General features: G+C 58.8%; 12 protein-coding genes. 2 read left to right on the forward strand and 10 right to left on the reverse strand.

Annotated elements, in window-relative coordinates; genetic code table 11:
- Both tpiA and JO226_RS19105 read right to left on the reverse strand, forming a co-directional pair.
- Nucleotides 1–755, reverse strand: a 755-nt coding sequence (tpiA, locus tag JO226_RS19100; RefSeq protein WP_296406318.1) for a triose-phosphate isomerase, incomplete at its 3' end; no start/stop codon positions are given.
- Nucleotides 756–865: 110 nt separating this feature from the next.
- On the reverse strand, nt 866–1,465 hold the full coding sequence (locus tag JO226_RS19105; protein WP_296406321.1) for a DUF1454 family protein: 600 nt from the start codon (nt 1,463–1,465) through the stop codon (nt 866–868).
- A 114-nt stretch (nt 1,466–1,579) separates the two neighbouring features.
- On the opposite strand from JO226_RS19105, the gene JO226_RS19110 reads away from it, so the two are divergent.
- Complete coding sequence (locus tag JO226_RS19110; protein ID WP_296406323.1) at nt 1,580–1,999, forward strand: DUF805 domain-containing protein; 420 nt, start codon at nt 1,580–1,582, stop codon at nt 1,997–1,999.
- Here the strand turns inward: JO226_RS19110 and fpr are convergent, their stop codons facing one another.
- The 7 genes from fpr to gmk all read right to left on the reverse strand — a co-directional run bounded on the left by fpr (nt 2,000) and on the right by gmk (nt 9,771).
- Nucleotides 2,000–2,746: a ferredoxin--NADP(+) reductase gene (gene fpr, locus JO226_RS19115; protein WP_296406325.1), complete on the reverse strand. Its 747-nt coding sequence runs from the start codon at nt 2,744–2,746 to the stop codon at nt 2,000–2,002.
- Between the two features lie 104 nt (nt 2,747–2,850).
- The gene (gene glpX, locus JO226_RS19120) at nt 2,851–3,861 is read right to left on the reverse strand and encodes a class II fructose-bisphosphatase (protein WP_296406327.1); all 1,011 of its coding nucleotides are present in this window, start codon (nt 3,859–3,861) and stop codon (nt 2,851–2,853) included.
- 44 nt (nt 3,862–3,905) lie between these two features.
- The gene (recG, locus tag JO226_RS19125; RefSeq protein ID WP_296406329.1) at nt 3,906–5,987 is read right to left on the reverse strand and encodes an ATP-dependent DNA helicase RecG; all 2,082 of its coding nucleotides are present in this window, start codon (nt 5,985–5,987) and stop codon (nt 3,906–3,908) included.
- 3 nt (nt 5,988–5,990) lie between these two features.
- On the reverse strand, nt 5,991–6,680 hold the full coding sequence (trmH, locus tag JO226_RS19130; protein WP_296406331.1) for a tRNA (guanosine(18)-2'-O)-methyltransferase TrmH: 690 nt from the start codon (nt 6,678–6,680) through the stop codon (nt 5,991–5,993).
- A gap of 6 nt (nt 6,681–6,686) precedes the next feature.
- Nucleotides 6,687–8,798 (reverse strand): bifunctional GTP diphosphokinase/guanosine-3',5'-bis pyrophosphate 3'-pyrophosphohydrolase, encoded by a 2,112-nt coding sequence (spoT, locus tag JO226_RS19135; protein ID WP_296406333.1) that lies wholly within the window; start codon nt 8,796–8,798, stop codon nt 6,687–6,689.
- Between the two features lie 19 nt (nt 8,799–8,817).
- The gene (gene rpoZ, locus JO226_RS19140) at nt 8,818–9,093 is read right to left on the reverse strand and encodes a DNA-directed RNA polymerase subunit omega (protein WP_000135058.1); all 276 of its coding nucleotides are present in this window, start codon (nt 9,091–9,093) and stop codon (nt 8,818–8,820) included.
- Nucleotides 9,094–9,147: 54 nt separating this feature from the next.
- Nucleotides 9,148–9,771, reverse strand: coding sequence for a guanylate kinase (gmk, locus tag JO226_RS19145; protein ID WP_296406347.1), 624 nt, complete (start codon nt 9,769–9,771; stop codon nt 9,148–9,150).
- 252 nt (nt 9,772–10,023) lie between these two features.
- Between gmk and ligB the strand changes: the two genes are divergently transcribed.
- The gene (gene ligB / locus JO226_RS19150) at nt 10,024–11,694 is read left to right on the forward strand and encodes an NAD-dependent DNA ligase LigB (RefSeq protein WP_296406349.1); all 1,671 of its coding nucleotides are present in this window, start codon (nt 10,024–10,026) and stop codon (nt 11,692–11,694) included.
- Nucleotides 11,695–11,696: 2 nt separating this feature from the next.
- Here ligB and JO226_RS19155 read toward each other — a convergent pair whose 3' ends face one another.
- A complete protein-coding gene (locus JO226_RS19155; protein ID WP_296406350.1) occupies nt 11,697–12,314 on the reverse strand; it encodes a trimeric intracellular cation channel family protein in 618 nt (205 codons plus the stop codon).
- Nucleotides 12,315–12,481 lie beyond the last annotated feature (167 nt).

Here is a 12,481-nt window from a genome sequence, read left to right on the forward strand (position 1 = left end):
GCCGCTTCTGCTGCTTTAACGATAACGGCGAAAGCGTCTGCTTTCAGAGAGGCGCCGCCAACCAGCGCGCCGTCGATGTCCGGCTGGGTGAACAGCTCGGCAGCGTTAGAGGCGTTTACGGAACCGCCGTACTGGATGATGACCTGCTCAGCGACGTTGGCGTCAGCTTTCGCGATGTGGTCGCGGATGAATTTGTGAACGGCCTGCGCCTGCGCCGGCGTTGCCGATTTGCCGGTACCGATAGCCCATACTGGCTCGTAAGCGATAACTGCGCCAACGAAGGCTTCAGCGCCCTGAGTTTTCAGGACCGCGTCAATCTGACGTGCGCACACTTCTTCGGTTTTGCCCGCTTCGTTTTCTGCTTCGGTTTCGCCGATGCACAGAACCGGAATCAGACCCTGCTCTTTCAGCACAGCGAATTTTTTAGCGATGAATTCATCGGATTCTTTGTGGTAAGTACGACGCTCAGAGTGACCGATGATGATGTATTTCGCACCGATATCTTTCAGCATTTCAGCGGAGGTTTCACCGGTGAATGCGCCGGACAGGTTCACGTCAACGTTCTGCGCACCCAGTACGATGTGGCTGCCGTCTGCGGCATGTTTAGCCAGATCCAGGTACATGTCCGGCGGCGCGATAGCGACCGCACAGCCAGTAACGCCAGCCAGCTCTTTACGCAGGTTAGCAACCAGTTCATTTACCATGTGGCGGCTGCCGTTCAGTTTCCAGTTACCCATCACTAAAGGATGTCGCATTTTAATTCTCCACGCTAAATAAGCGAATTAAGGAAGATGGCCGCCCGAAAGGCGCGGCATGGTCTGAGAAACAGTATAGAGATCCCACACTGGAAAGGCTTTGCTTTTTGTCATTTATTCTCCCCTTGCAGTGTTTCAGATAGCGCCAGCTTAATCGGTTCAACAGCGAAGGTCAGCCCCTTTTCGCCATTATCTGCCACCACATAGCGAATCGCGCCTTCAATGCTGGCGTAGTAATGTTTGTTCTTACCGGCAGTCAGCAGCTTTTGCAGTTTCTGCATGCTCTGCGGTTTGGTCATCGCCGGGGTAAAAAGGCGCAGCACCGCGCTCATATACTCCAGCGCTTTCGCTTTGGCGGCTTTCTGCTCTGGCCCCTGGATCGGCAGCCAGGTGATTTGCATCGATTTAATCTTCATCGTCCCGGGCTCAAGGGCGGTCGAGGCGTACAGGTTCTCGTTGATTTTGCTCGCTGCGCGGGTCAGGTTTTGCGGGTCGCTGCTGGTGGCGATGGCGCGAAATTCATTAAGCGGCAGGGAAGGGTTGTCGGCGTTGAATTTCTCCCGGAACTGGCTGATGGAGAGATCGAACGTCGGCGCGCCGGAGAGCAGATACGGGGCCGCGGTCGTCACGGACTCGTCCGCAGACAGGGCGCTTTGGCCTGCCGTCAGCCCCACAAGCCCGATAAAACACAGAGTCAGCCACTTATTCATGCACGTTACCTAAGAAATTTCATGCCGATGATTAAAACGGGAAAACGCCCCGCTTGTCAAAAAGTCGCGACTCCAGGGTAAACTACGCGCCACTCTGAGAATAAGGAACGCCTGATGACCCTACAGCAGTGGTTATTTTCAATTAACGGCCGTATTGGACGCCGTGACTTCTGGGTGTGGATCGGCATTTGGGTGCTGGCCATGATTGTGTTATTTACGCTTGCCGGCAGCGGCTGGCTGAGCCTGCAAACCGCCGCGTTCGCGCTGGTGTGTCTGCTGTGGCCAACGGCGGCTGTGACCGTTAAACGCCTGCATGACCGCGGGAAATCCGGTATCTGGGCGCTGCTGATGATTCTGGCCTGGATGTTGCTGGCGGGGAACTGGGCGATGCTGCCGGGCGTCTGGCAGTGGGGCGTCGGGCGGTTCATCCCAACGCTGATTATCGTCATGATGCTGATTGACCTGGGCGCGTTTGTCGGCACCCAGGGCGAGAACAAATACGGCAAAGAGACGCAGGATGTGAAATACCGCTGATTACCAGTAGTGCTCGGCGGTCATGTGGCCCGGCCGACGGCGCAGATGTTTGGTCATCTGTCGGGTCTCTTTCAGCAACTGCTGGGTGTCGCGCACCATCTGCGGGTTGCCGCACAGCATCACATGGCTGTTTTCCGTGGTCATCGTCAGACCGACGGCCGACTCCAGCGCGCCGCTGTCGATAAGCGCCGGGACGCGCCCGGTCAGCGACCCGGCGACGGTTTCCCGGCTCACCACGGTTTGAATGCGCAGTTTGCCGCCATAACGCTGCTCCAGCTCGCGCATCAGCGGCAGATAGCTTAAATCCGCGGCATAGCGCACCGCATGCACCAGCACCAGATGACTGAAACGGTCGAGATCGCGGCCTTCCTGCAGGATAGAGAGATACGGACCCAGCGCCGTGCCGGTCGCCAGCATCCACAGGGTATCGCAGGCCGGAATCTCCTCAAGCACAAAGAAGCCTGCCGCCTCGCTCACCACCTGAACCTCATCGCCGGGCTTCAGCGCCGCCAGACGCGGGCTCAGTTTGCCGTCCGGCACGGTGACCAGATAGAACTCCAGCTCGGGGTTTCCCGGCGCGTTGACGTAGGAATAGGCGCGCTGCACGCGCTCGCCGTCAATCTCCAGCCCAAGCTTGGTGAATTGTCCGGCCGTGAAGGGATGTACGGGGGCATGTACGGTGAGACTGAACAAGGTGTCTGTCCAGAACTCAATGTTGGTGACTTTTCCTGTGACCCAGTCCGCCATGACTCTCTCCTTTTGTGCGTTGATAGTCCTATCTTCGTCACTTGAAGAGGAGATTTCCAGCCCAACGGGGCCGGAAAGCTCTATTGATCAAATATCGTCGTAAATCAAAGAATATGGCGCTGTACGTCCGGGTCTTTGCGGTCCAGATAGTGAATGGACTGAATACGGCGGATGGTGCGGGATTTGCCGCGGATCAGCAGCGTTTCGGTGGTGGCCATGTTGCCTTTACGGCTAATGCCCTCCAGCAGATCGCCTTTGGTGATGCCGGTGGCGGAGAAAATCACGTTGTCGCTGCGCGCCATATCGTCCAGACGTAGCACCTTGCCAGCCTCAATGCCCATTGCCGCGCAGCGGGCAAGCTCGCTCTCGCCGATACGGCGGTTTTCGCTGCTGTCGCCTTTCACCTCGTGGCGCGCCAGCAGGCGGCCCTGCATGTCGCCGTCCAGCGCGCGGATCACCGCGGCGGAGACAACGCCTTCCGGCGCGCCGCCGATACCGTACAGCACGTCGACTTCGCTGTCCGGCATGCAGGTGAGGATAGAGGCGGCAACGTCGCCGTCCGGAATGGCGAATACGCGTACGCCGAGCTGCTGGAGCTCGTTAATAACCGCGTCATGGCGCGGTTTCGCCAGAATCGTGACGGTCAGTTCATTGAGCGGTTTACCCAGCGCAGCCGCGACGTTGCGCAGGTTGTCCGCCAGCGGCAGATGGAGGTCGATAGCCCCTTTGGCGCCCGGGCCGACAATCAGTTTTTCCATGTACATGTCCGGCGCGTTCAGGAAGCAGCCCTTATCGCCTACCGCCAGAACCGCCAGCGCGTTGGCCTGGCCCATGGCCGTCATGCGCGTGCCTTCGATAGGGTCGACGGCGATATCCACTGCGTCGCCGTCGCCGGTGCCGACCTGCTCGCCGATATAGAGCATCGGCGCCTCGTCGATCTCCCCTTCGCCGATAACGATGGTGCCATCGATATTGACCTGGTTAAGCATAATGCGCATGGCGTTGACCGCCGCGCCGTCGGCCGCGTTTTTATCACCGCGTCCTAACCATTTGTAGCCCGCAAGCGCCGCCGCTTCGGTGACGCGTGAAAATTCGATGGCAAGTTCTCGTCTCATAGCAAACTCATTGTGGAGGCTAAAATTTCACGCAGAGCGTCGCTCTACGCGTTGGAATATCGTTCGGTTTCCGGCATCCAGCGCTCGATAAGCGCCAGCGCCTGCTGCGGGTATTTTTCGTGAATATGCCGCGCAATGCGCTGAACGTCCGGAATAATGGCCTGATCGCGCAGCAGGTCAGCGACTTTAAATTCGGCGTTGCCGGTCTGGCGGGTGCCGAGCAGCTCGCCAGGACCGCGGATCTCCAGGTCTTTTTGCGCAATCACGAAACCGTCGTTGCTGTCGCGCAGCACCTGCAGGCGCATCTGCGCAGTCTTCGACAGCGGTGATTTGTAGAGCAGCACGCAGTGCGACGCGACCGCGCCGCGCCCGACGCGGCCCCTGAGCTGGTGCAACTGGGCCAGTCCCAGGCGCTCCGGGTTTTCGATGATCATCAGGCTGGCGTTCGGCACGTCCACCCCGACTTCAATGACGGTGGTGGCGATCAGCAGATGCAGGTCGCCCTGCTTGAACGCCTGCATCACCGCCTGCTTCTCGGCAGGCTTCATACGCCCGTGAACCAGCCCGATATTCAGTTCCGGTAGGGCTAATTTTAGCTCTTCCCAGGTGGCTTCCGCCGCCTGAGCCTCCAGCAGCTCCGACTCTTCAATCAGCGTACACACCCAGTAGGCCTGACGGCCTTCGGTGGTGCAGGCGTGGCGAACCCGGTCGATAATAGCGCTGCGGCGGGTGTCGGCAATGGCGACGGTGGTGACCGGCGTACGGCCCGGCGGTAGTTCGTCGATAACCGAGGTGTCGAGGTCGGCGTAGGCGGTCATCGCCAGCGTACGTGGAATCGGGGTGGCGGTCATGATTAGCTGATGTGGGTGGAAGCCCTGCTGCTGGCCTTTTTCCCACAGCGCCAGCCGCTGATGCACGCCAAAACGGTGCTGTTCGTCGATAATCACCAGCGCCAGGCCGTTGAACTGCACCTGCTCCTGAAAGATAGCGTGAGTGCCGACAATCATCTGCACCTGACCGCTGGCGATGGCCTCTTGCTGCGCGAGACGCGCCTTACCCTTTTGCTTGCCTGCCAGCCAGCCTACGTCGACGCCGAGCGGCGCGAACCAGGCACGAAAGTTGTTCGCGTGCTGCTCGGCGAGCAGTTCGGTGGGCGCCATCAGCGCCACCTGGTTGCCGTGGGCAATCGCCCGCAGCGCGGCAAGCGCGGCGACCAGCGTTTTCCCGGAGCCGACGTCGCCCTGCACCAGACGCATCATCGGAATGTCCTGCGCCATATCATGCTCAATTTCGCCCACCACCCGCGCCTGCGCGCCCGTGGGTTTGAACGGCAGCGCATCGAGCAGCGCGTGCTTGAGGTTATCCTGCGGCGACAGCGGCTGGGCGTGATAGCGCTGAGCCCCGGCGCGCAGCGCCAGCATGCTCAGGTTATGCGCCAGCAGCTCTTCCATAATCAGACGACGCTGCGCCGGATGCTGCCCGCTTTCGAGGTCGCTCAGCTGTAGCGACGGCGGTGGACGGTGCAGCGTGCGCAATGCTTTGGGCAGGCTCATCATTCCCTGCGCCAGTTCGGGCGGCAGCAGCTCGGCGATGGCGCAGGTCTCCAGCAGGTCCAGGGCCTGGTCGGTGAGCTTACGCAGGGTGGCCTGCCGTACGCCCTCGGTCGTGGGATAGACCGGGGTCAACGTTTCCTGTAGCTCCGGTGTGCTGAGGTCGCCCTGCACGCGGTATTCCGGGTGGATCATCTCCGCGCCGTATTTGCCGCGTCTGGCTTCGCCGTAAGCAAGCACGCGTTTTCCCGTCGCGAGGCTGTTTTTCATCGCCGCGTTAAAGTTGAAAAAGCGTAGGGTGAGGATGCCGGTGCCGTCGCTAATCTGGCAGGTCATCATCCGGCGGCCGCCGAAGGTGATATTGCAGTTGAGCACTTCGCCTTCTACCGTGGCGTAGACGCCGGGCAGCAGGTCATTGACGGTGTAAAGATGGGTACGGTCTTCATAGCGTAACGGCAGGTGTAGCAGCAGATCCTGCACGTTGTGCAGGCCGATTTTAGCCAGTTTGCTGGTTTGCGCTGCGCCAACGCCGGTTAAGGCACTTAATGGCACGGCATCCAGTAAGCGCCCCTTCATGGCTTAACCTGCCGCCTGCATGGTCGCCCACCACGCGGCATCGGCGTCTATTTCGCCGCTGTCGTTCACGTGAGGGTAGGGAAGGCCTTTGCGTTTGGCCACTTTCGCCAGCACCGGATAGCCGCCTTCAAACAGCAGACGTTGCTGCTCTTCCTGCGGCAACGTGCTGTTTTCACGTCGGTACATACCCGCATTTTGCCGCTGACGCTGTGCTTCGTAGAGGATAAGCGCAGAGGCGACGGAGACGTTCAGCGACTGCACCATGCCGATCATCGGGATGATGATGTCCTGGTCCGCCAGCGCCAGCGCTTCCTCGGTGATGCCGGTTTTCTCCTGACCCATCAGGATACAGGTCGGGCGGGTGTAGTCTATCTCGCGAAAATCGACGGCGTTATCAGAAAGGTGCGTGGCGAGGATCTGCATGTCGCGGCCTTTCAACTGCGCGACGGCGTCGCCGATGGTGCGGTGGGTTTTCACCGAAACCCAGCTGTTGCTGCCTGCGGCGGTGGAGGCCATGGTGCGCATGCGGTTGCCGGGCCACACGGCGTGCACTTCGTGAACGCCGACGGCATCGGCGGTACGTACGATCGCCGAGACGTTATGGGGTTTATGGACTTGCTCCATGCAGACCGTCAGGTCAGGCTGACGTCTGGCGAGCATCTCACGGATACGCGCATAACGTTGTTCATTCATAGAAGACTAGTTTCTGTTACGGGTGACTTTAATCACATCCGGCATGACGCGAATCTTGCGCATGATGTTCGCCAGATGCACACGGTCACGGGCGGTCAGACGAATAAAGGCGCTGTAAACGCGGCCATCTTTCTCTTCCGTATTCAGGCTCTGAATGTTGGAAGAGGCGGTGTTGATAGCAGCGGTCAGGTTCGCCAGCGCCCCCTGGTGGTTGAACATATCCACCTTAATCTCGGTGATAAATTCCTGCTCCGTCTCTTTATCCCACTCCACGGCCATGAATTTTTCCGGCTCTTTCTGGTAGCCGCGAATATTGCGGCAAGACTCGTGGTGGATAACCAGCCCTTTGCCGGGGCTGACGTGGGCGATGATCGGGTCGCCAGGAATCGGGCGGCAGCACTTCGCGAAGGTGATGAGTACACCGTCGGCGCCCTTGATAGGCAGATGACCATGGCTCGTCGTACTGGTCGATGGCGCGGTGGCATCGCCCTGCTGCAGGTTTTTCGCAACCACCACGCTCATGGCGTTGCCGAGGCCGATTTCGGCCAGCAGATCGTCAAGGGTGGCGAGCTTCATCCGCTCAAGCTCTCGCTGGATGTTCTCCGGCGGGATCTCGGCGAGCTTACGGCTGCCGCCAAGCGCATGGTTCAGCAGGCGACGGCCCAGGCTGACTGAATCGTCACGCTTGAGGTTTTTCAGCATCTGGCGAATTCTGGCGCGCGCTTTCGAGCTTACGACAAAGTTCAGCCAGGCGGCGTTCGGACGGGCGCCCGGCGCGGTAATAATTTCTACCGTCTGGCCGCTGGAAAGCGACTGCGACAGCGGATACGGCTGGCGGTCGACGCGGGCGCCGACGCAGGCATGGCCGATATCGGTGTGCACCGCATAGGCGAAATCCACCGGCGTAGCGCCAGCAGGCAGTTCAACGATGCGGCCTTCCGGGGTGAAAACGTAAATCTCATCCGGGAAGAGATCGGATTTAACGCTCTCGATAAATTCAAACGAGCTACCAGCGCTCTGCTGAAGCTCCAGCAGGCTTTGCATCCAGCGCTGCGCGCGGATCTGCGCGGTGGTGCTGCTTTCGCCGTTCTGTTTGTAGGCCCAGTGGGCGGCAACACCCATCTCCGCCATCATGTCCATGTCTTCGGTGCGGATCTGCACTTCGACCGGCACGCCGTGCGGGCCAATCATCGAGGTGTGCAGCGACTGATAGCCGTTCGCTTTCGGAATGGCGATGTAGTCTTTGACGCGACCGGGACGCGGTTTGTACAGGCTGTGCATCTGACCGAGCACGCGATAGCAGGTATCGACATCGTGGACGATCACGCGGAAGGCGTAAATATCCATGATCGAGTGAAATCGCTGCTCTTTAAGCACCATTTTGCAGTAGATCGAATACAGATGCTTTTCGCGACCGCTGACGCGGCACGGAATTCCCGCTTCCTGCAAACGCCCTTCGATTTCGGAGAGGATTTTTTGAATCATCTCTTTACGGTTGCCGCGCGCTGCTTTGACCACCTCTTTGATGACGCGGTAGCGGTTAGGATACAGCGCTTCAAAGCCCAGCTCTTCGAGCTCGGTTTTAATGTGGTGAATACCTAAGCGGTGTGCCAGCGGACTGTAAATTTCCAGCGTTTCGCGGGCGATGCGGCGGCGTTTATCCGGGCGTAATGAGCCCAGCGTGCGCATGTTGTGGGTACGGTCGGCGAGTTTGATGAGAATGACGCGGATATCCTGCACCATCGCCATAATCATCTTGCGAAAGTTTTCGGCCTGCGCCTCTTTCTTATCGCGAAACTTGAGCTTATCAAGTTTGGATACCCCTTCCACCAGTTCGGCAACGCTTTTGCCAAACAGCTGTTCCATGTCCTGATAGGTGGCGGGGGTATCTTCAATCACGTCATGCAGCAGCGCGGCCATCAGCGTTTCATAGTCGAGCTTCATCTCGGCCAGAATACAGGCCACCGCTACCGGGTGCGTGATATAGGGTTCACCGCTTGAACGTGTTTGCCCCTCGTGAGCGTCACGTGCAACGAGATACGCCTGCTGCAGACGCTTGATCTGGTCTGGCGGCAGGTAAGTTTGAATCAGCTGATTCAGGCTTTCAAACAGATACAAGGGCGACCCGCAGGGTTAATTAACGACGACCTTCAGCAATGGCGGTAACGGCCTGCAGTTCTGCGGCTTCCTGCTCTTGCTGCTCCTGGCGCTCACGCACGTCGAGGATCTGGTTGTTGATCAGACCTTCTTCGATTTCGCGCAGCGCGATAACGGTGGTTTTATCGTTTTCTTCCGGTACCAGCGGATCCTTGCCGCCTACCTGCATCTGACGAGCGCGACGCGCGGCCACCAGTACCAGGTCAAAACGGTTACCAATTTTCTCTACAGCGTCCTGAACAGTTACGCGTGCCATAATTAAAAAGCTCCACAGGTGAAGAAATGACTGGGCATGATACTGAATGTGGGTTCAGTCTGCCAATAGTTTGCTGATTAAAGCGTCATGTCGCTGCTTTTGGCGGCTCATGCGCAGACGTTCAGCGCGGATGATGGTTTTCAAATCGCCCAGGGCGGTATCAAAATCATCATTCACAATCAGGTAATCATATTCGGCGTAGTGACTCATTTCTGCAACCGCCTGCGCCATGCGTTTGGCGATAACCTCTTCGCTGTCCTGGCCGCGGCCACGCAGGCGGCGATCCAGTTCATCTTTCGACGGCGGCAGAATAAAGATGCTGCGGGCATCCGGCATTCTCTCCCGGATTTGCTGCGCGCCCTGCCAGTCGATGTCGAGGAACACGTCGACGCCGGTTTTCAGCACCTGCTCGATAGTTTCGCGAGAAGTGCCGTAAAAATTGCCAAAAACTTCCGCATGCTCAAGGAAAGCCTCTCTGCCAATCATCGTTCTGAATTCGTCATGATTAACAAAGAAATAGTGTTCACCGTGCACTTCACCAGGACGCGGTTGGCGCGTGGTGTGTGAAACAGAAACCTGCGTATCGTACAACGGTTGGGTTTTCAACAGTGCCTGAATAAGGCTGGATTTACCCGCGCCACTAGGGGCAGAAACAATATAAAGCGTGCCTTGAGCCATGAGAGTCTTGTGTATGTGAGTTCGAAGGAAAGTCTACATACGAGCCTATTATACACGTCGCCGCACAGTGACGTAGCCTTTGTCACACTTTTTCCACTGGATTGTTGAATTTTGCGTACTGTTTTCCTGCTTTAACGGCGAGTTGCTGCAACAAAAACAATGTTCTGAAGCTTCCTCGTGAACCGTGAGTTTGCCCTTCGCGCCGCCCACACGCGCCAGGGTATATCTGATGCAAAACAAGGAGGGGTGACAATGTGGCGGTGGACTGGCGGGTTAATGATGATGTGGTGCAGTTGCGTACTGGCGGTGTGTCCTGTCTGGTCGCCCGCGAAAGCGGAGCAGGAGATGGCGGCGCTGAATGCTCAGATTACGCACTGGAATGAGGCGTACTGGCGGCAGGGGGCCAGCGAGGTGAGCGATGAGGTGTATGACCAGCTCAACGCGCGTCTTAAGCAATGGCAGCGCTGCTTTCATGAGGAACGGTCTGCGGAGGAGGCGCCCGCCATCGGCGGTAGCGTGAAACACCCTGTTGCCCATACCGGCGTGCATAAGATGGCGAGCAAAGCGGCGCTTGAGCAGTGGATGCGTGCGCGTCAGGATTTGTGGGTACAGCCTAAAGTGGACGGCGTGGCGGTAACGCTTGTCTACCGGCAGGGTAAGCTGGCGCAGGCCATCAGCCGTGGCAATGGGCTAAAGGGTGAAGACTGGACGGTAAAAGCGCGGGCCATTGCCGCGATACCGCAGCAAACACAGGGGTTGCTGGCGAACTGTGTGCTGCAGGGCGAGATTTTCTGGCGGCAGGACAACCATATCCAGCAGCGGATGGGCGGCATGAATGCTCGTGCAAAGGCGGCGGGCGCGATGATGCGCCAGGGTGACAGCGACGCTCTGGCGCATCTCGGCCTCTTTATCTGGGAATGGCCGGATGGGCCGCAGACGATGCCGGAACGCCTTACCGCGCTGACGGCGGCAGGCTTTCATTTAACGGCCGCCTGGACACAGCCGGTGAAAACGATTGACGATGTCGAGCAACGCCGGGCCGCGTGGTTTAGCGCGCCGCTGCCGTTCGTCACGGACGGCGTCGTTATTCGTGCGGCGCAGGAACCTGCGGGCGAGCGGTGGCTGCCTGGCGAAGGCGGCTGGGTCGCGGCATGGAAATACACGCCGGTCAGCCAGGTGGCGGAAGTGACCGCCATCCGTTTTACCGTTGGGCGCACGGGGAAAGTGGCGGTTGTTGCGGCGCTTGAGCCCGTCGCGCTCGACGATAAGCGGGTGCAGCGCGTTAGCCTGGGAAGCGTTGCACGCTGGCAAGCGCTGGATATCGCGCCGGGCGATCAGATTCTGGTCAGCCTTGCAGGGCAGGGAATACCGCGAGTCGACGGTGTGGTATGGCGCGGAGTGGACAGGCAAAAACCGTCGCCGCCGGTTCCTCACTACAACGCGCTGACCTGCTTTTATGCCTCTCCGGAGTGCATGGCGCAATTTTTCGCCCGGCTTGTCTGGCTAAGCTCAAAGCAGGCGCTGGATATCGAAGGGCTAGGTAATGCGGGCTGGCGGATGCTGTATCAGGCGCACCATTTCGAGCACCTCTTTTCATGGCTACAGCTAACGCCAGAGCAGCTGCAGGCGACGCCGGGGCTGTCTCCCGCGCGTGGGCTGACCTTGTGGCACCGTTTCAATCTGGTGCGGGAGCAGCCGTTCATCCGCTGGATAGTGGCGATGGGGGCGCCGCTGGCGCAGGCGGCATTAAAAGCCGCCGGGGATCGGTCGTGGCAGGCGATGCGCCAGCGCAGCGAGGCCGACTGGCGGGCGCTACCGGGAATGGGTGAGGAAAAAGCGCGGCAAATCGTAAACTGGCTCCACCACCCGCAGGTGGACGCGTTGGCCGGGTGGTTAGCCGGGCTAGGCATTCCCGGGTTTTAAGATCAGTGCGCGCTGTGTTTGTAGTGAAACACAGGCAGGCCAAGCTTCAGGCGCAACGCCAGCATGCGAGCGGTAAAGCCGAACAGCAGCGTGGAGATAACCACCACGTCGTGGTTGGAGACGTAGTGCTGTAGCGCGATATAAAGCACCGCTGCGGCGAAGGAGACCCCGGCGTACAGCTCTTTCTGAAAGACCAGTGGAATTCGTTTGCAGAACATATCGCGCAGGACGCCGCCGAAGACGCCGGTGACCACGGCGGCGATGGTGGCAATGACCGGACTTTCGCCCATATCCAGCGCAATTTGCGCGCCGATGATGGAAAAAACGACGAGGCCCAGCGCGTCGAGCACCAAAAACAGGCGGCGCAGATACGGCATGACGGGGGCGACGATGGTAGTCAGCACGGCGGCGGAGGCCACGATGATGACGTACTCGGGGTTTTTGACCCAACCCAGCGGATAGTGCCCGAGCAGGATATCGCGCACGGAACCACCGCCAAGCGCGGTAGCGGTAGCGATGATAATGACGCCAAAGGTATCCATCCGGCGACGTCCGGCCGCCAGTGCGCCCGTCATCGCCTCGGCGGTGATACCAATCAGATAGAGAGTATGTAGCAGCATAATTGCCCCCATGTATAGTGGGGGCAGATTAGCGATTTGTGCAGTAGATCACGATTGAGATTTTTTAAGGGGAAAGGAAATGAATTACATTTACTAATGATTTTTTATATCAGATCCACGTGTTTTTGGTGTCTGTGAAAAATTTTTGTTTTTTTGAAGCATGAAAA

This window comes from Pluralibacter sp., from assembly GCF_019237635.1.
Lineage (GTDB): Bacteria > Pseudomonadota > Gammaproteobacteria > Enterobacterales > Enterobacteriaceae > Enterobacter_B.